25 protein-coding genes are annotated in these 16,584 nt (G+C 35.0%); 1 reads left to right on the top strand and 24 read right to left on the bottom strand.

The window, feature by feature from the left end; all coding sequences use genetic code 11:
• The first annotated feature begins 281 nt into the window (after positions 1–281).
• Complete coding sequence (locus BMY39_RS10565; RefSeq protein ID WP_092579425.1) at positions 282–2,498, top strand: TonB-dependent receptor family protein; 2,217 nt, start codon at positions 282–284, stop codon at positions 2,496–2,498.
• Positions 2,499–2,797: 299 nt separating this feature from the next.
• Here the strand turns inward: BMY39_RS10565 and eno are convergent, their stop codons facing one another.
• The 24 genes from eno to rpsC form a co-directional block, all read right to left on the bottom strand.
• Complete coding sequence (gene eno / locus BMY39_RS10560) at positions 2,798–4,090, bottom strand: phosphopyruvate hydratase (protein WP_092579423.1); 1,293 nt, start codon at positions 4,088–4,090, stop codon at positions 2,798–2,800.
• 185 nt (positions 4,091–4,275) lie between these two features.
• Positions 4,276–5,397, bottom strand: coding sequence for a glutamine-hydrolyzing carbamoyl-phosphate synthase small subunit (gene carA, locus BMY39_RS10555; RefSeq protein WP_092579421.1), 1,122 nt, complete (start codon positions 5,395–5,397; stop codon positions 4,276–4,278).
• Between the two features lie 184 nt (positions 5,398–5,581).
• Entirely contained in the window at positions 5,582–6,055 is a 474-nt protein-coding gene (gene rplQ, locus BMY39_RS10545; RefSeq protein ID WP_092579417.1) for a 50S ribosomal protein L17, read from the bottom strand.
• A 153-nt stretch (positions 6,056–6,208) separates the two neighbouring features.
• Positions 6,209–7,201, bottom strand: coding sequence for a DNA-directed RNA polymerase subunit alpha (locus tag BMY39_RS10540; RefSeq protein WP_092579415.1), 993 nt, complete (start codon positions 7,199–7,201; stop codon positions 6,209–6,211).
• A gap of 99 nt (positions 7,202–7,300) precedes the next feature.
• Positions 7,301–7,906 (bottom strand): 30S ribosomal protein S4, encoded by a 606-nt coding sequence (gene rpsD / locus BMY39_RS10535; RefSeq protein WP_092579413.1) that lies wholly within the window; start codon positions 7,904–7,906, stop codon positions 7,301–7,303.
• 183 nt (positions 7,907–8,089) lie between these two features.
• Positions 8,090–8,473 (bottom strand): 30S ribosomal protein S11, encoded by a 384-nt coding sequence (rpsK, locus tag BMY39_RS10530; RefSeq protein ID WP_092579411.1) that lies wholly within the window; start codon positions 8,471–8,473, stop codon positions 8,090–8,092.
• 103 nt (positions 8,474–8,576) lie between these two features.
• Positions 8,577–8,951 (bottom strand): 30S ribosomal protein S13, encoded by a 375-nt coding sequence (rpsM, locus tag BMY39_RS10525; protein ID WP_092579409.1) that lies wholly within the window; start codon positions 8,949–8,951, stop codon positions 8,577–8,579.
• Positions 8,952–9,080: 129 nt separating this feature from the next.
• A complete protein-coding gene (ykgO, locus tag BMY39_RS10520; protein WP_013305171.1) occupies positions 9,081–9,197 on the bottom strand; it encodes a type B 50S ribosomal protein L36 in 117 nt (38 codons plus the stop codon).
• 6 nt (positions 9,198–9,203) lie between these two features.
• A complete protein-coding gene (infA, locus tag BMY39_RS10515; RefSeq protein ID WP_007094967.1) occupies positions 9,204–9,419 on the bottom strand; it encodes a translation initiation factor IF-1 in 216 nt (71 codons plus the stop codon).
• A 53-nt stretch (positions 9,420–9,472) separates the two neighbouring features.
• Positions 9,473–10,825: a preprotein translocase subunit SecY gene (gene secY, locus BMY39_RS10510; RefSeq protein ID WP_092579407.1), complete on the bottom strand. Its 1,353-nt coding sequence runs from the start codon at positions 10,823–10,825 to the stop codon at positions 9,473–9,475.
• Positions 10,826–10,839: 14 nt separating this feature from the next.
• The gene (rplO, locus tag BMY39_RS10505; RefSeq protein ID WP_092579405.1) at positions 10,840–11,292 is read right to left on the bottom strand and encodes a 50S ribosomal protein L15; all 453 of its coding nucleotides are present in this window, start codon (positions 11,290–11,292) and stop codon (positions 10,840–10,842) included.
• Between the two features lie 12 nt (positions 11,293–11,304).
• Positions 11,305–11,487, bottom strand: coding sequence for a 50S ribosomal protein L30 (gene rpmD / locus BMY39_RS10500; RefSeq protein ID WP_092579403.1), 183 nt, complete (start codon positions 11,485–11,487; stop codon positions 11,305–11,307).
• A 12-nt stretch (positions 11,488–11,499) separates the two neighbouring features.
• Positions 11,500–12,024 carry a 30S ribosomal protein S5 gene (gene rpsE, locus BMY39_RS10495; protein ID WP_092579401.1) on the bottom strand — a complete coding sequence of 175 codons (525 nt, stop codon included), beginning with the start codon at positions 12,022–12,024 and terminating at the stop codon, positions 11,500–11,502.
• Positions 12,025–12,030: 6 nt separating this feature from the next.
• Positions 12,031–12,387, bottom strand: a complete 357-nt coding sequence (gene rplR, locus BMY39_RS10490; RefSeq protein WP_092579399.1) for a 50S ribosomal protein L18 — start codon at positions 12,385–12,387, stop codon at positions 12,031–12,033.
• A 10-nt stretch (positions 12,388–12,397) separates the two neighbouring features.
• Positions 12,398–12,940, bottom strand: coding sequence for a 50S ribosomal protein L6 (rplF, locus tag BMY39_RS10485; protein ID WP_092579397.1), 543 nt, complete (start codon positions 12,938–12,940; stop codon positions 12,398–12,400).
• A gap of 18 nt (positions 12,941–12,958) precedes the next feature.
• Positions 12,959–13,357, bottom strand: coding sequence for a 30S ribosomal protein S8 (rpsH, locus tag BMY39_RS10480; protein ID WP_092579395.1), 399 nt, complete (start codon positions 13,355–13,357; stop codon positions 12,959–12,961).
• 74 nt (positions 13,358–13,431) lie between these two features.
• Positions 13,432–13,701: a 30S ribosomal protein S14 gene (gene rpsN, locus BMY39_RS10475; RefSeq protein WP_092579393.1), complete on the bottom strand. Its 270-nt coding sequence runs from the start codon at positions 13,699–13,701 to the stop codon at positions 13,432–13,434.
• A 3-nt stretch (positions 13,702–13,704) separates the two neighbouring features.
• Positions 13,705–14,256 (bottom strand): 50S ribosomal protein L5, encoded by a 552-nt coding sequence (gene rplE, locus BMY39_RS10470; RefSeq protein WP_092579391.1) that lies wholly within the window; start codon positions 14,254–14,256, stop codon positions 13,705–13,707.
• Positions 14,257–14,258: 2 nt separating this feature from the next.
• Positions 14,259–14,570, bottom strand: a complete 312-nt coding sequence (rplX, locus tag BMY39_RS10465) for a 50S ribosomal protein L24 (protein ID WP_092579389.1) — start codon at positions 14,568–14,570, stop codon at positions 14,259–14,261.
• A gap of 15 nt (positions 14,571–14,585) precedes the next feature.
• The gene (gene rplN / locus BMY39_RS10460; protein WP_092579387.1) at positions 14,586–14,954 is read right to left on the bottom strand and encodes a 50S ribosomal protein L14; all 369 of its coding nucleotides are present in this window, start codon (positions 14,952–14,954) and stop codon (positions 14,586–14,588) included.
• Positions 14,955–14,956: 2 nt separating this feature from the next.
• On the bottom strand, positions 14,957–15,214 hold the full coding sequence (gene rpsQ / locus BMY39_RS10455) for a 30S ribosomal protein S17 (RefSeq protein ID WP_092579385.1): 258 nt from the start codon (positions 15,212–15,214) through the stop codon (positions 14,957–14,959).
• Between the two features lie 11 nt (positions 15,215–15,225).
• Positions 15,226–15,417: a 50S ribosomal protein L29 gene (rpmC, locus tag BMY39_RS10450; protein WP_092579383.1), complete on the bottom strand. Its 192-nt coding sequence runs from the start codon at positions 15,415–15,417 to the stop codon at positions 15,226–15,228.
• 12 nt (positions 15,418–15,429) lie between these two features.
• Positions 15,430–15,849: a 50S ribosomal protein L16 gene (gene rplP, locus BMY39_RS10445; protein ID WP_092579381.1), complete on the bottom strand. Its 420-nt coding sequence runs from the start codon at positions 15,847–15,849 to the stop codon at positions 15,430–15,432.
• 21 nt (positions 15,850–15,870) lie between these two features.
• A complete protein-coding gene (rpsC, locus tag BMY39_RS10440; protein WP_042245199.1) occupies positions 15,871–16,584 on the bottom strand; it encodes a 30S ribosomal protein S3 in 714 nt (237 codons plus the stop codon).

Here is a 16,584-nt window from a genome sequence, read left to right as displayed (position 1 = left end):
TCACTATTATGAGAAGGACAATTATTTTGGTAAAAATTACTTGAATAATTTTCTTGGACTATTCAATTAATTGCGTGCAAATTTACACTTTTTTTAGAGACTAACAGCTAATTGAAATTTAATTATAGTTGTATAACAAAAATTTAACTTTAGTAAAAGACTGCATGTCAACAGATTATAAATTTTATTTTTATTTGTTCTAAATAAACTTTGTGAAACTAAAATTCATGTTTATTTTTGCCTGCGAAAACTAAATCTTATTTTTAATCAGTCTAAATAAAATGAAAGCTAAGTTATCGTTAATCGCACTAATATTTACTAGTTTTTTATACGCACAAGAAGAAAAAGCTAAAGATTCAATACAAAAATTAGATCAAGTACTTATTAGCACACAAGTTATTTTTGGAAATAAATATGAAGCCAAAAACAGAACAGGATCCTCGTATTATATCTCCCCAGAAGAAATTGCAAAATTTAACTATACCGATATTAATCGCTTACTACGATCCGTTCCTGGTGTTAACATATATGAAGAAGATGGTTTTGGCTTAAGACCCAATATTAGCTTACGAGGAACATCTCCTGAGCGTAGTGCAAAAATTTCAATTATGGAAGATGGTATTTTAATTGCTCCGGCGCCCTACAGTGCTCCTGCCGCTTATTATTTCCCATCTGTTGCAAGAATGCAAGCTGTAGAAATTTTAAAAGGAAGTAGCCAAATTCAATATGGTCCTTTTACAACTGGTGGTGCCATAAATTTGGTGAGTACCCAAATACCTAATACATTTAAAGGTGGCATCAGAGCGAGCTATGGTAGCTTTAATACTGGCCAAATACATGCAAAAATTGGCGATAGTAAATCTAATTTTGGATACTCTTTAGAGTTTTTAAACTTCAATTCGGATGGCTTTAAAAATCTACCTGACGCTAGCAACACCGGTTTTGACAAAAATGATGTTGTTGCAAAATTTAGGTTAAACTCCAACCCTGAGGCTGCCATCAAACAAGCAGTTAACTTTAAGTTTCAATATTCTGACGAAGTGTCTAATGAAACCTACTTGGGGCTCTCTCAAAATGATTTTAACTTGAATCCTTTTAGTCGATACGCAAGTTCACAAGATGATAAAATGACGAATGATCACATTCAGTTTACAGCAAGTCATGAGTTAGAGTTTTCAAAAAATTTCAGAATTACAACAGATGCTTATTATAATGGGTTCTCAAGAAATTGGTACAAGCTTAATGATATTGTTTTTAATGGTGATAAGGTTGGGATAGCTTCAATTGTTGAAGACCCGAGTTCCTACCCCAATCATTTTGCCATTGTAAATGGTTCTGTAGATTCTGATTCTGATGCTATCATTTTAAAAGCGAATAACAGAAGATATAAATCTCAAGGAATTCAAACTAAATTTGACATACATTGGGCTAGCGCTAATGTGTTTCATGACCTTGAAATTGGTTTACGTTACCATTATGATGAAGAGGACCGTTTTCAATGGAAAGATGGGTACAATATAATTAATGGTGAAATGAATCTAACATCTAATGGCCCAGGGGGTAGTGACGCCAACAGAGTTAGTAGCGCCAACGCCTTTGCTGGATCTGTTCTTTATAAATTTAAATACAACAACCTTACGTTAACCCCTGGTATTCGCTATGAGAATATTATTTTAAAACGAGAGGATTTTGGTACAAACGATGCGAGCAGAAGCGGGAGTAATTTAGCGGTAAGAGAAAACAACGTTGATATTTTTATTCCAGGAATTGGTTTTAACTACAAGTTCAACCCTTACACATCGGTATATGGTGGTGTGCATAAAGGATTTTCACCTCCGGGAAATGCTCCAGACCAACAAGCAGAAGAAAGTATTAACTATGAATTAGGCTCTCGTTTTAACTTTAAAGGAATTAGAGGTGATGTTGTTGCTTTTTACAACGATTACAGCAATTTATTAGGCAGTGATTTGGCCGCAACTGGTGGTACTGGTTCTCTAGATCAATTTAACGCCGGAGAAGTAGCCGTAAGGGGTATTGAATTATTATTGAATTATAACGTATTGGAGAAAAATACGAGATTTAACTTGCCACTTACTTTTGGGTACACCTATACTGACACCGAATTTTTAAATAGCTTTGGTAGTGATGATGACTTGTGGGGTGAAGTTACTAAAGGTGATGAGTTACCTTATATTGCTAAACATCAATTTAATGCATCCATTGGATTAGAACATAAATCTTTTGAATTAAATGTAAACGCGAGATTCAATGGTGCTTTTAGAACAACTGCCGGAACAGAAAAAATAACAGATGAAAACGGGGTGACCTCAAATTTAATTTTTGATTTCTCTGGAAAATACCATCTAAATAAAAACCTAAGCGTTACAGGAAATATCATCAACCTTTTAGATGAAACATATGCGGTTTCAAGAGTGCCGGCAGGGTTAAGACCTGGGCACCCGTTTGGAGCTTACGCGGGTTTAGAGTTTAGATTTTAGATAAACCGTTGAATTTTATTAACTAGCTATTAGTTAATTAAACACCTATTAAAAAATATTAAAACCATTTGAAGATTTACTTTAAATGGTTTTTCTTTTTAGAGGTATTCTAGACTTTTTTATGTGCTTAACTTGCTTAAAAAAGGATGTATTTTTGATTTATAGAAGACTGTATATATCGAAAAAACTTAAATAGGTAAATTGTTAATAGGCTCAACAAAAAAACCATTGGAAATAACCAATGGTTTTTTTGTTTCCTAAACTGTCATCGTTGTAATGACAGTATATTTAAAATTCTTTTATTGCTTTACTTTAAACGCTTTTTCTTGAGGAAAATAGGCCACAGACCCCAATTCTTCTTCTATACGAAGCAATTGATTGTATTTTGCCATACGATCACTACGTGAAGCAGAACCTGTTTTTATTTGCCCACAATTTAATGCTACTGCCAAATCTGCAATAGTATTATCTTCAGTTTCACCAGATCTGTGAGACATTACCGAGGTATATCCTGCATTTTTTGCCATATTTACCGCTGCTATAGTCTCAGTTAATGAACCTATTTGATTCACTTTGATTAATATAGAGTTTGCAATCCCGTTTTCAATTCCTTTAGATAGACGTTCAACATTAGTCACAAATAAATCATCTCCTACTAACTGCACTTTATCTCCAATTAATTCGGTAAGATATTTTGTACCTTCCCAATCATTTTCGTCCATACCATCTTCAATAGAAATAATTGGATACTTTTCTGCTAATTGGGCTAAATACTCAGCCTGTTCTTTTGAAGTTCTAATCATACCTTTATCGCCTTCAAATTTGGTATAATCATATTTTCCATTCACAAAAAATTCAGCGGAAGCACAATCTAAAGCAATCTTAACTTCATCTCCAAACTTATATCCTGCATTTTCAACAGCCTTACCTATAGTCTCAATAGCATCTTCAGTACCATCTAAAGTTGGCGCAAAACCACCTTCGTCACCTACCGCAGTACTTAAATTTCTGTCGTGTAGCACTTTTTTAAGATGATGGAAAATTTCCGTCCCCATTTGCATAGCGTGCGTAAAGTTTTTAGCCTTAACTGGCATAATCATAAACTCTTGAAACGCTATAGGTGCGTCACTATGAGAACCTCCATTGATAATATTCATCATTGGTACTGGCAGTGTATTTGCAGATACTCCTCCTACATAACGGTACAAAGGCATATTTAATTCATTCGCTGCTGCTTTCGCTGCTGCTAAAGATACTCCCAAAATTGCGTTAGCCCCTAATTTTGATTTATTTGGTGTTCCATCTAAATCAATCATGGTTTGATCTATAAAGTTTTGCTCGAAAACTGAAACTCCTAGTAATTCTTCAGCAATTTTAGTGTTTACATTTTCTACGGCTTTTAATACACCTTTACCCATGTAGGTATCGCCGCCATCACGTAGCTCTACAGCTTCATGCTCTCCAGTTGATGCTCCAGATGGTACTGCAGCTCTTCCTAATACGCCGTTTTCTGTTATTACATCTACTTCAACGGTAGGGTTACCTCTTGAATCTAAAATTTGTCTTGCGTGTACGCTAACTATTATACTCATAATTGGTTTGTTTTTAATCTTTTATTATTTAGAATTGATACAGGCGTTTTCCATTTGTTATAAATGCCCAAATCAATTCATCAAATTTACGGCTTAATCTTTTTTAATTTACTAGCATTTGTCATAAAATTCTAAAAAGAAAACTACAACGTTTTAGTTCTATCAAGCCTATTTTCAAGTCACTTTTAAACAGTTGAAAGCTTACTTTTCTTGATATTTTCTATAAACTGATCGAACAAATACCATGAATCGTGAGGTCCTGGACTAGCTTCTGGGTGATACTGTACTGAAAACACATTTTTATTTTTCATTGCTAATCCTGCAACGGTACCATCATTAAGATGAACATGAGTAACTTCAAGGTTTTTATTGGCCTCCGCTTCTTCTTTATTTACTGCAAAACCATGGTTTTGAGATGTGATCTCCCCCTTACCTGTAATTAAATTTTTTACTGGATGATTAATACCCCTATGGCCATTATACATTTTATAGGTTGATACACCATTAGCAATAGCAATTACTTGATGTCCTAAACAAATACCAAAAAGAGGCAAATCTCTTTTAATAATCTCTTTAGCGACTTCCTGAGCCTCAACCAATGGTTCAGGATCTCCGGGTCCATTTGACAAGAAATAGCCATCTGGTTGAAAAGCTTCTAAATCTTCAAACGTAGCATTGTATGGAAATACTTTGATATAACAATCTCTACTCGCGATATGTCGTAAAATATTCTTCTTAATACCGATATCTAAAGCTGCAACTTTGAAAGTAGCATTTTCATTTCCAAAATAATATGGTTCTTTGGTTGATACCTTAGATGCCAATTCCAAGCCTTCCATACTAGGTACTTCTGCCAATTGCTTTTTCAATCCCTCCACATTATCAACTTCTGTACTTATTACGGCATTCATGGCTCCATGCTCTCTAATATAGCTCACCAAAGCTCTTGTGTCTACATCAGAAATAGCTAAAAGATTATTTTTATCTAAAAATTCTTCCAACGAACTATCGGCCGCATCACGAGAATAGTCATAACTAAAGTTCTTTACAATTAAGCCTGCAATTTTTATAGAATCTGATTCTACTTCATCTTTATTGGTACCATAATTTCCAATATGGGCATTGGTAGCTACCATTAATTGTCCGTAATACGAAGGATCAGTAAAAATTTCCTGATATCCCGTCATACCTGTATTAAAACATACCTCTCCAAAGGCTGTTCCTTGTTTTCCTGCTACTGCTTTTCCATAAAAAATGGTACCATCTGCTAGTAGAATTATGGCATTTTGCTTTTTCTGATATTTCATATGTTTCCGTTGTTTTCTTTTGCGTTAGGGATTGAGGGTTTGTTGAAGCTCCTCGACGAAGGAGAGAGCGACTCCCGAAAGCCCGACCCTTTATGGGTAACGCCCAAAAAGTTTTACAAAAATTCAAAAAAAAAGGATAAACTAAAAATAGTTTATCCTTTATATATTAAATGCTTATTAACATTTATTCTTCTTCGTTTGATGCGTTAGTTTCAACTGGTGCTGCAACTGCTGGCTTACTGCCTCCTCTTCTACTTCTTCTAGTAGTTTTCTTAGATTTTTTACCTGCATTGTAGATTTCGTTGTAATCTACTAACTCTATCATTGCCATATCGGCGTTATCACCTAAACGGTTACCTAATTTAATGATTCTAGTGTAACCTCCTGGTCTGTCTCCAACTTTGGTAGCAACCTCTCTAAACAACTCAGTAACGGCTTCTTTTTGTCTTAATTTACTAAACACGATACGTCTATTGTGTGTTGTATCTTCTTTAGACTTTGTTACTAAAGGCTCTACAAATTGTTTTAAAGCTTTTGCTTTTGCAACTGTAGTGTTAATGCGCTTATGCTCTATTAAAGAACAAGCCATGTTTGCTAACATTGCCTTTCTGTGCGCTGTTTGTCTACCTAAATGGTTGAATTTTTTTCCGTGTCTCATGACGTTTGTTTTAAACTTCTATCTTGCTACTACACTCTTTTGAGGAGCAAACTATAGAAGAGTTATCTAATAATTTTTAATTTAAAATTTACTATTGATTATTTATCGGCGCGACAATGAAATCGTCAATAATAAATAATCAATTTTCAATTCTTAGTCTTTATCTAATTTATATTTGCTTAAATCCATTCCGAAATTCAACCCTTTAACATGTACAAGCTCTTCAAGCTCTGTTAACGACTTTTTACCGAAGTTACGGAACTTCATTAAATCATTCTTATTAAAAGATACTAAGTCTCCTAAAGTATCTACCTCTGCAGCCTTTAAACAGTTAAGCGCTCGTACGGATAAATCCATATCGATAAGCTTAGTTTTAAGCAACTGTCTCATGTGAAGTGATTCTTCGTCATAAGTTTCAGTTTGTGCAATTTCATCCGCTTCTAAAGTGATACGCTCATCTGAGAATAACATAAAGTGGTGAATTAAGGTTTTAGCTGCTTCAGTTAAAGCATCCTGAGGTGTGATTGAACCATCAGTAATGATTTCAAAAACTAACTTCTCGTAATCTGTTTTTTGCTCTACACGATAGTTTTCAATGCTATACTTTACATTTTTTATTGGAGTATAGATAGAATCTGTAAAGATCGTTCCTATTGGTGCTGAAGGTTTTTTATTTTCTTCCGCAGGCACATAACCTCTACCTTTTTCTATGGTGATTTCCATATTTAAACTCACCTTAGGATCTAAATTACAGATAACCAATTCTGAATTTAATACTTGGAATCCCGAAATAAACTTTTGGAAATCTCCAGCTAATATCTGCTCTTGCCCAGAAATTGAAATTGAAATTGATTCGTTATCAATATCTTCAATTTGTCTTTTAAAACGTACTTGTTTTAAATTCAAGATGATTTCTGTTACATCCTCTACCACGCCAGCAATTGTGGAAAACTCGTGATCTACTCCCTCTATTCTAACTGAGGTAATTGCAAATCCTTCTAAAGAAGATAATAAAACTCTTCTTAATGCATTTCCAACTGTTAATCCATAACCTGGTTCTAATGGTCTGAATTCGAATTTACCTTCGAAATCAGTAGAATCAATCATGATTACTTTGTCGGGCTTTTGAAAATTAAATACTGCCATAGTGTTGTTCTTCGTTTTAATTGTTATTTGGTTGCGCGGTTTATAAGTTTGAAGAAGTACGAATAAACCCTTTGGCCAAACACCAATGTTGTTAATTTATTATTTAGAATATAATTCGACGATGAATTGCTCGTTGATATTTTCTGGAATTTGGATTCTTGCAGGAACAGAAACATAAGTACCAGACTTAGTATCGTTATTCCAAGTAATCCATTCGTAAACTTGACTTGAATTTTGAAGAGATCTGTCGATAGCCTCAAGTGATTTTGATTTTTCTCTTACAGCCACAACATCTCCAGCCTTTAATTGGTAAGAAGGTATGTTAACGATTTCACCATTAACTGTAATATGTCTGTGAGATACTAATTGACGCGCACCACTTCTAGAAGGAGAGATTCCCATTCTGAAAACTACATTATCTAATCTAGATTCACAAAGCTGTAATAACACTTCACCTGTAATGCCTTGAGCAGCTCTTGCTTTCTTAAATAATCCTCTAAATTGACGCTCTAAAATACCGTAAGTATATTTAGCTTTTTGTTTTTCCATTAACTGGATTGCGTATTCAGATTTTTTTCCACGTCTTCTGTTGTTTCCGTGTTGCCCTGGAGGGTAGTTTCTTTTTTCAAAAGATTTATCTTCTCCGAAGATAGCTTCGCCAAATTTACGGGCGATTTTTGTTTTAGGACCAGTATATCTTGCCATTTTAAATTGTTTTTGAGAGTAGTTATGAATTAAGGTCTTAATCTTATCCTTCGATAACTGTAAACCTCTCGTTGATACTTGTTAATATTAAATTTTTCGGTTTGCAAATTTATGCAAAAAATTAATACCATCTGAAAAACAGATGATATTAATTTTCTTATTCAAAACACGTTGTAAACGCGATTAAACTCTTCTACGCTTTGGTGGACGACATCCATTGTGCGGTAGTGGTGTTACATCTATAATTTCTGTAACTTCAATACCTGCATTATGGATAGAACGGATAGCAGATTCTCTACCATTACCAGGACCTTTAACATATACCTTTACTTTTTTCAATCCAGCTTCAGAGGCTACAGCAGCAGCATCTTCAGCTGCTAATTGCGCAGCATAAGGCGTATTTTTCTTAGATCCTCTAAATCCCATCTTACCAGCCGAAGACCATGAAATAACATCCCCCTTTTTGTTCGTTAATGAAATGATAATGTTGTTGAAGGAAGCAGTTACATGCGCTTCCCCAATAGCATCTACTATTACTTTACGTTTTTTTGTACTTGACTTTGCCATATTCTTTTGTTCTAGTTGTTAGCTTTAGTTGTTAGAATCCTAAACCTTTCGATTTCGAACAGATTCATCTAACGTCTAAACACTAATGACTAATGTCTAATTATTATTTAGTTGCTTTCTTCTTGTTAGCAACAGTTTTTCTTCTACCTTTTCTTGTTCTAGAGTTATTCTTAGTACGTTGTCCTCTTAAAGGAAGACCTGCTCTATGACGAATACCTCTGTAACACCCAATATCCATTAAACGCTTAATGTTTATCTGAGTTTCAGAACGTAATTCTCCTTCAATAGTATAAGCTCCAACAGCTTCACGGATTGCTCCGATTTCGTCGTCTGTCCAATCTTGTACTTTTGTGTTTTCGTCAACCTTAGCTGTAGCTAAAATCTCTTGAGCTCTACTTTTACCTATTCCGTAGATATAAGTTAAAGAGATAACTCCTCTTTTTTGTTTTGGTATGTCTACACCTGCAATTCTTGCCATATTGTTTTTAGTTTTTTGTCCCTTCGCGTTTTTCCTCAGGGTAAATGTTAGCTTTTAGTTGTTAGAATCCTAAACCTTTCGATTTCGAACAGATTCATCTAACGTCTAAAAAACTAATGACTTAATTTTTTAACCTTGTCTTTGTTTAAATCTAGGATTCTTCTTGTTTATTACGTAAAGTCTACCTTTTCTACGCACAATCTTACAATCTGCGCTTCTTTTTTTAACTGATGCTCTTACTTTCATCTGTACTTAGTATCTATAAGTTATACGAGCCTTAGTTAAATCGTAAGGACTCATTTCTAATTTTACTTTATCTCCTGGTAAAAGTTTGATATAATGCATACGCATCTTACCAGAAATATGTGCCGTCACAATGTGACCATTTTCTAATTCTACACGAAACATAGCATTAGATAATGCTTCTATAATTGTTCCGTCTTGCTCTATTGCTGCTTGTTTTGCCATTTATCTTATATTTTGTTTACAGCCAGTGCATCGCACCAACCATGCCATAATATTTACGCAACTGCTTTTCTGTTTTTACCAGTTTTCATCAAGCCATCATAGTGTCTATTCAACAAATACGAATTGATCTGTTGCATAGTGTCAATTGCAACTCCAACCATAATAAGTAATGATGTACCTCCAAAGAATAATGCCCATCCTTGTGTTACGTTCATTAGTTTCACAATAAACGCTGGGAATATTGCGATTAAGGCTAAAAATATAGAACCTGGTAGGGTTATTTGAGACATTATTTTATCTAAGTACTCTGAAGTTTCAGAACCTGGACGAATACCAGGAATAAATCCACCACTACGTTTTAAGTCATCTGCCATTTTATTTGTAGGTACTGTGATTGCTGTATAGAAATATGTAAATATTATAATCAACAACGCAAAAATTACATTATACCAAAACCCGAAAATATCAGAAAAGTTAGTTTGCATCCACAATCCAGCCGCGGTATCTTTCAAGAAAGAAGACCCTCCAATTAATCCAGGAACAAACATAATCGCTTGAGCAAATATAATCGGCATCACACCTGATGCATTCAATTTTAAAGGTATATACTGTCTAGATCCTCCAGCTGCAGCTCTTTCGTAGCCACCAGAAGCCGTACGTCTTGCATATTGCACCGCTATTTTTCTAACTGCCATTACTAACATAACTGACGCCAATATGATGACAAACCAAACTACAAGCTCAATTAAAATCATAATTAAACCACCGTTAGATTCTGTTACTCTCGCAGCATATTCTTGAACGAATGACTGTGGTAAAGTAGCAATAATTCCAACCATAATTAATAGTGAAATACCGTTACCAATACCTTTATCCGTAATTTTTTCACCTAACCACATAGCAAAAATACATCCAGTAACTAAAATTACGATAGACGAAAAGTAAAACAATCCACCTGTTCCCAATAAGAACGCTGATTGAGGAATTCCCAATGCTGGTAAACTAGCTAAATATCCCGGTGCCTGCACCAAGCAAATTGCGATAGTTAACCAACGTGTTATCTGCGTAATCTTTTTTTGACCACTAGCACCTTCCTTTTGAAGTTTTTGTAAATAAGGAATAGCAATACCCATTAACTGTACAACAATAGAAGCTGAAATGTAAGGCATAATACCAAGTGCAAAAACCGAAGCATTGGCAAAAGCTCCTCCTGTAAAGGCATTAAGTAAACCTAATAAACCTCCATCAGCACTATCTGCCAAACCACCTAACTGTGCGGCATCTATACCAGGTAATACAACTTGGGCACCGAATCGATAAACCAATAACAAACTCAACGTTACGATGATTCTGTTTCTTAGTTCTTCAATTTTCCAAACATTCTTTATTGATTCTATAAATTTCATACGTTAATGTAATCTTATAAAGTTATCGCTTCTCCTCCTGCAGCTTCAATAGCAGCTTTAGCTGAAGCAGAAAACTTGTGAGCAGATACTTTTAATTTCGCTTTTAACTCTCCTCTGCCTAATACTTTAACTAAATCATTCTTTTCAGCTAATCTATTAGAAAATAAAGTTTGAAAATCTACCGTATCTTTTACTTTCTTATCATCTACTAACGCTTGTAATGTATCTAGATTAATTACTTGATACTCTACACGGTTAATATTTGTAAAACCAAATTTAGGCACACGTCTTTGTAAAGGCATTTGTCCCCCCTCAAACCCTAATTTCTTAGAGTAACCAGAACGTGATTTAGCTCCTTTGTGTCCACGTGTAGCAGTTCCTCCTTTACCAGAACCTTGTCCTCTACCTACGCGCTTTCCTTGGTTTTTATTTGAACCTTCTGCAGGTTTTAAATTACTTAAATCCATTTCAGTTTTTTATTATTTTGTTTCTTCAACAGAAACTAAATGTGAAACTTTAGCAACCATACCAAGAATATTTGGTGTAGCCTCATGCTCTTTTACTTGTCCAATCTTTTTAAGACCTAAAGCTTCTAAAGTTCTTTTTTGTCTCTGCGTACGATTGATAGCGCTTTTAACCTTTGTTACTTTAATTTTTCCCATCGTTGATAGTTATTAAGCGTTAAAAACTTTTTCAAGTGAAATACCTCTGTCTTTTGCGATAGCGTTTGCATCTCTTAGCTGCAGTAAAGCATCAAATGTTGCTTTAACTACGTTATGAGGGTTAGAAGATCCTTGAGATTTCGATAATACGTCATGTACACCAACGGCTTCAAGAACAGTTCTAACTGCACCACCAGCAATAACACCAGTACCAGGAGCAGCAGGAATAATATTTACTCTAGCTCCACCGTATTTACCTTTTTGTTCGTGAGGCAGTGTTCCTTTACGTATAGGAATACGTACAAGGTTTTTCTTAGCATCTTCAACCGCCTTTGCAATAGCACTAGCTACGTCTTTAGATTTTCCTAAACCTTGGCCAACAACTCCGTTTTCATCGCCAACAACAACTATTGCTGAAAAACCGAATGCTCTACCACCTTTTGTTACTTTAGTAACTCTTTGCACACCAACTAAACGATCTTTAAGATCTAATCCACCTGGTTTTACTAATTCTGCGCTTTTATATTTTTGATACATAATTTCTTAGAATTTAAGTCCTGCTTCTCTAGCGCCTTCGGCTAATGATTTTACTCTACCATGGTATAAGTAACCACCTCTATCAAAAGAAATAGTTTCAACTCCCGCTTTTAAAGCTTTTTCTGCAATAGCCTTTCCAACTAAAGCTGCTTTTTCCTGCTTATTTCCTTTAGCTTTTGCTATATCTTTATCTCTAGAAGACGCAGCGCTTATGGTTTTCCCAGAAACGTCATCAACTATTTGAGCATAGATTTCTTTATTACTTCTATAAACAGCTAATCTTGGTCTAGCTTCCGTACCAGAAACAACCTTTCGAATTCTGCTTTTTATTCTTAATCTTCTTTGATTCTTTGTTAATGCCATAACTCAATTATTAAGCTGATTTACCTGCTTTTCTTCTTAGTTCTTCACCAACAAACTTGATTCCTTTTCCTTTGTAAGGTTCTGGCTTACGGAAACCACGAATTTTAGCGGCTACTTGACCAACTAATTGTTTGTCGTGTGATGTTAATTTAACGATTGGATTTTTACCTTTTTCAGAAACAGTTTCGATTTTTACCTCTGGGGCAATATCCATAACGATATTATGCGAAAACCCTAAAGCTAAATCTAATTTCTGACCTTGGTTTGATGCTCTGTAACCTACACCAACTAATTCTAATTCTTTAGTCCAACCCTTAGATACACCTTCAATCATATTGTGCATTAAAGATCTATATAAACCATGTTTGGCTTTTTGATCTTTAGTATCAGAGGATCTCGTAACCCATACGCTACCGTCTTCTACTTTTATTTCAATAGAGTCGTAATTTTGTGTTAACTCCCCTAATTTTCCTTTTACAGTTACAACGCCATCTTTAACATCTACTGTTACACCTTCTGGAATGGCTACTGGATTATTTCCTATTCTTGACATTTCTTTCTGGCTTTTTTATTAGTAAACGTAACATAACACTTCACCACCTACGTTATCTCTTGTAGCTTGCTTACCTGTCATTACACCATGAGATGTAGAAACAATGGCAATACCAAGACCATTAAGTACTCTAGGTAGTTCTTTAGCACCAGCATACTTACGTAAACCTGGTGTACTAACACGTTGAATTTTCTTGATTACAGGCTCTTTCGTTTCTTTATTGTACTTCAGTGCTATTTTAATAGTACCTTGTACAGTTGAATCGTCGAACTTGTAACTTAAAATATATCCTTGTTCGAATAATATTTTAGTGATGTCTTTCTTTAAGTTAGACGCAGGAATCTCAACCACCCTGTGGTTCGCTCTAATTGCATTTCTAACTCGCGTAAGATAATCCGCTATTGGATCTGAATACATATTTATTAATTTGCGGTAATGGTTTTCAAAACTGTCCTTCAGATTGAACCTTCTACCAGTTTATAATTCGTTTTTTACCAGCTTGCTTTCTTAACACCTGGTATTAACCCTTGGTTAGCCATTTCTCTAAAGGTAACACGTGAGATACCAAATGTTCTCATGTATCCTTTAGGTCTGCCAGTTAATTTACATCTATTATGCTGACGTATAGGAGAAGCGTTTTTTGGTAACTTCTGTAATGCTTCGTAATCTCCGGCTTCTTTCAAAGCCTTACGTTTTTCAGCATATTTAGCTACTGTTTTTGCTCTTTTTACCTCACGGGCTTTCATTGATTCTTTAGCCATAACTTAATTCTTTTTAAAAGGTACTCCCAGTTCAGTTAATAATGATTTTGCTTCCTTATCAGTTTCTGCAGAAGTTACAAATGTTATATCCATACCTGAGATCTTGTTCACTTTATCAATGTTTATCTCAGGAAAGATGATTTGCTCGGTAATACCTAAATTATAATTACCTCTTCCATCAAAACCTGTAGCTTTAATTCCATTAAAATCTCTCACACGTGGCAATGCAGAAGTTACCAAACGATCTAAAAATTCATACATTCTTTCGCCTCGTAAAGTTACTTTTGCTCCAATTGGCATACCCTTACGTAATTTAAAAGATGCTACGTCCTTTTTAGAAATTGTGGCTATAGCTTTTTGTCCGGATATAGTGCTTAATTCTTCCACAGCGTGGTCGATTAACTTTTTATCAGCTACTGCTGCTCCAACACCTTTAGATATTACAATCTTTTCTAGTTTTGGAACTTGCATTACATTTTTATATCCAAATTCGTCTATAAGAGCTGCAATTACTTTGCTTTTATACTCTTCTTTAAGTCTTGGTGAATATGCCATAACTATATTACTTCATTAGATTTTACTGAAAATCTTACTTTCTTATCACCTTCCATTTTATACCCAACTCTAGTTGTTTCTCCGTTTGGAGTTAACAATGATAAGTTAGACACATGAATAGGTGCTTCTTTTTCTACGATTCCACCTTGAGGATTTTGTGCACTTGGTTTAGTATGTTTCTTCACCATATTTACACCCTCAACAATCGCTTTGTTCTTATCTATCAACACCTCTTGCACTTTACCTTCAGCCCCTTTGTGGTCTCCAGCAATTACTCTTACGGTGTCTCCAGTTTTTATTTTAAGCTTTCCCATCTTAATATTTCTGTATTAAAGCACCTCTGGTGCTAATGATACAATTTTCATGAATTGTTTATCACGAAGCTCTCTAGCAACAGGTCCAAATACACGTGTACCTCTCATTTCACCCGTTGGGTTTAATAAAACACAAGCATTGTCATCAAATCTAATATAAGATCCATCTGGACGTCTTACTTCTTTTCTAGTACGAACAACAACTGCCGTAGAAACTGCACCTTTTTTAATGTTTCCATTGGGTGTAGCATCTTTTACAGAAACAACAATTTTGTCTCCTACAGAAGCATATCTTCTCTTAGTACCACCTAGTACACGGATAGTTAAAACTTCCTTTGCGCCAGTGTTATCAGCTACTTTTAATCTTGATTCTTGTTGTACCATAATTACTTAGCTCTTTCAATTATTTCAACTAATCTCCAACACTTAGATTTACTTAAAGGTCGTGTTTCCATGATTCTTACAGTATCTCCTTCGTTGCAGTCATTTTTCTCGTCGTGCGCTACGTACTTTTTTGTTTTAAGTACGAACTTACCATACATAGGGTGCTTTACTTTTTTCACCTCAGAAACCACAATAGACTTCTGCATTTTGTTACTTATAACAACTCCTATACGTTCTTTTCTTAAATTTCTTGTTTCCATATTCAGCAGAATTATTGTTGATCTCTTTTAGTTAATTCCGTTGCAATTCTAGCTACGGTTCTTCTTAAAGAGCGTAATTGAATTGGGTTTTCTAAAGGAGATATTGCATGAGACAATTTAAGGTCTGAATAACTCTTTTTAACCTCACCAAGTTTTTCTTGTAACTCAGCTACAGATAATTCTTTAATTTCTGATTGTTTCATCATCTTAAATTATTATGCTTCGTAATCTCGAGCAATTATAAACTTAGTTTTAACTGGTAGCTTTTGAGCTGCTAAACGTAATGCTTCTTTTGCAACGTCTAAAGGCACACCACCAACTTCAAATAACACGCGTCCCGGTTTTACAACAGCTGCCCAATATTCAACGGCACCTTTACCCTTACCCATACGTACTTCAAGAGGCTTTTTTGTAATTGGCTTGTCTGGAAATATTTTAATCCAAAGTTGCCCTTCTCTTTTCATGTAACGTGTAGCGGCAATACGAGCTGCTTCTATTTGACGCGATGTTAAAAAGTTCGAGTCTAGTGACTTTATACCAAAAGTTCCACTTGAAAGTTGATTACCTCTACCGGCATTACCTTTCATGCGTCCTTTTTGCTGTTTACGAAATTTTGTTCTTTTAGGCTGTAACATTTTTCTTCTTACTTTAAAAAATTACTTTCTACGACGAGGCCCTTTGTTTCCACCACGTCCACCTTTTCCTTGCTTTTTGGATAAACCAACAAGAGGAGAAAGCTCTCTTTTACCATATACTTCACCTTTCATGATCCATACCTTAACACCCAATCTACCATATGTAGTGTGTGCTTCAACTAAAGCATAGTCAATATCGGCTCTAAAGGTCGATAAAGGAATACGTCCTTCTTTGTAGTGTTCAGAACGTGCCATTTCAGCTCCATTTAAACGACCACTAATTTGGATTTTAATTCCTTCAGCGTTCATACGCATTGTAGCAGCAATAGCCATTTTAATTGCACGACGGTAAGAGATACGGTTCTCTATTTGTCTTGCAATACTTGATGCTACTAAAAATGCATCCAGTTCAGGTCTTTTAATCTCAAAGATGTTAATCTGAACTTCTTTTCCAGTAATCTTTTTAAGCTCTTCTTTTAACTTGTCTACCTCTTGACCTCCCTTACCAATAATGATACCTGGGCGAGCCGTAGTGATAGTAACGGTTACAAGCTTTAGAGTCCTTTCTATAATTACTCTACTTACACTAGCTTTAGATAAACGCGCGTGAACGTATTTTCTAATCTTATCGTCTTCGGCAAGCTTATCACCATAATCGTTTCCTCCGTACCAGTTAGATTCCCATCCTCTGATAATTCCTAAGCGATTTCCGATTGGATTTGTTTTTTGTCCCAT

Origin of the sequence: Hyunsoonleella jejuensis, from assembly GCF_900111025.1 — a bacterium.
GTDB classification, from domain to species: Bacteria; Bacteroidota; Bacteroidia; order Flavobacteriales; family Flavobacteriaceae; genus Jejuia; species Jejuia jejuensis.
Note: the sequence above shows the minus strand (reverse complement) of the source record. Positions and strands in the feature narration are given on the sequence as shown.

What these genes read in the sequence shown, in the direction of transcription:
- BMY39_RS10565 (WP_092579425.1), top strand. Translation starts at nt 282, where the DNA reads ATGAAAGCTAAGTTATCGTTAATCGCACTAATATTTACTAGTTTTTTA.
- eno (WP_092579423.1), bottom strand. Translation starts at nt 4,090, where the DNA reads ATGAGTATAATAGTTAGCGTACACGCAAGACAAATTTTAGATTCAAGA.
- carA (WP_092579421.1), bottom strand. Translation starts at nt 5,397, where the DNA reads ATGAAATATCAGAAAAAGCAAAATGCCATAATTCTACTAGCAGATGGT.
- rplQ (WP_092579417.1), bottom strand. Translation starts at nt 6,055, where the DNA reads ATGAGACACGGAAAAAAATTCAACCATTTAGGTAGACAAACAGCGCAC.
- BMY39_RS10540 (WP_092579415.1), bottom strand. Translation starts at nt 7,201, where the DNA reads ATGGCAGTATTTAATTTTCAAAAGCCCGACAAAGTAATCATGATTGAT.
- rpsD (WP_092579413.1), bottom strand. Translation starts at nt 7,906, where the DNA reads ATGGCAAGATATACTGGTCCTAAAACAAAAATCGCCCGTAAATTTGGC.
- rpsK (WP_092579411.1), bottom strand. Translation starts at nt 8,473, where the DNA reads ATGGCAAAGTCAAGTACAAAAAAACGTAAAGTAATAGTAGATGCTATT.
- rpsM (WP_092579409.1), bottom strand. Translation starts at nt 8,951, where the DNA reads ATGGCAAGAATTGCAGGTGTAGACATACCAAAACAAAAAAGAGGAGTT.
- ykgO (WP_013305171.1), bottom strand. Translation starts at nt 9,197, where the DNA reads ATGAAAGTAAGAGCATCAGTTAAAAAAAGAAGCGCAGATTGTAAGATT.
- infA (WP_007094967.1), bottom strand. Translation starts at nt 9,419, where the DNA reads ATGGCAAAACAAGCAGCAATAGAGCAAGACGGAACAATTATAGAAGCA.
- secY (WP_092579407.1), bottom strand. Translation starts at nt 10,825, where the DNA reads ATGAAATTTATAGAATCAATAAAGAATGTTTGGAAAATTGAAGAACTA.
- rplO (WP_092579405.1), bottom strand. Translation starts at nt 11,292, where the DNA reads ATGGATTTAAGTAATTTAAAACCTGCAGAAGGTTCAAATAAAAACCAA.
- rpmD (WP_092579403.1), bottom strand. Translation starts at nt 11,487, where the DNA reads ATGGGAAAAATTAAAGTAACAAAGGTTAAAAGCGCTATCAATCGTACG.
- rpsE (WP_092579401.1), bottom strand. Translation starts at nt 12,024, where the DNA reads ATGTATCAAAAATATAAAAGCGCAGAATTAGTAAAACCAGGTGGATTA.
- rplR (WP_092579399.1), bottom strand. Translation starts at nt 12,387, where the DNA reads ATGGCATTAACAAAGAATCAAAGAAGATTAAGAATAAAAAGCAGAATT.
- rplF (WP_092579397.1), bottom strand. Translation starts at nt 12,940, where the DNA reads ATGTCAAGAATAGGAAATAATCCAGTAGCCATTCCAGAAGGTGTAACA.
- rpsH (WP_092579395.1), bottom strand. Translation starts at nt 13,357, where the DNA reads ATGTATTCAGATCCAATAGCGGATTATCTTACGCGAGTTAGAAATGCA.
- rpsN (WP_092579393.1), bottom strand. Translation starts at nt 13,701, where the DNA reads ATGGCTAAAGAATCAATGAAAGCCCGTGAGGTAAAAAGAGCAAAAACA.
- rplE (WP_092579391.1), bottom strand. Translation starts at nt 14,256, where the DNA reads ATGGCATATTCACCAAGACTTAAAGAAGAGTATAAAAGCAAAGTAATT.
- rplX (WP_092579389.1), bottom strand. Translation starts at nt 14,570, where the DNA reads ATGGGAAAGCTTAAAATAAAAACTGGAGACACCGTAAGAGTAATTGCT.
- rplN (WP_092579387.1), bottom strand. Translation starts at nt 14,954, where the DNA reads ATGGTACAACAAGAATCAAGATTAAAAGTAGCTGATAACACTGGCGCA.
- rpsQ (WP_092579385.1), bottom strand. Translation starts at nt 15,214, where the DNA reads ATGGAAACAAGAAATTTAAGAAAAGAACGTATAGGAGTTGTTATAAGT.
- rpmC (WP_092579383.1), bottom strand. Translation starts at nt 15,417, where the DNA reads ATGAAACAATCAGAAATTAAAGAATTATCTGTAGCTGAGTTACAAGAA.
- rplP (WP_092579381.1), bottom strand. Translation starts at nt 15,849, where the DNA reads ATGTTACAGCCTAAAAGAACAAAATTTCGTAAACAGCAAAAAGGACGC.
- rpsC (WP_042245199.1), bottom strand. Translation starts at nt 16,584, where the DNA reads ATGGGACAAAAAACAAATCCAATCGGAAATCGCTTAGGAATTATCAGA.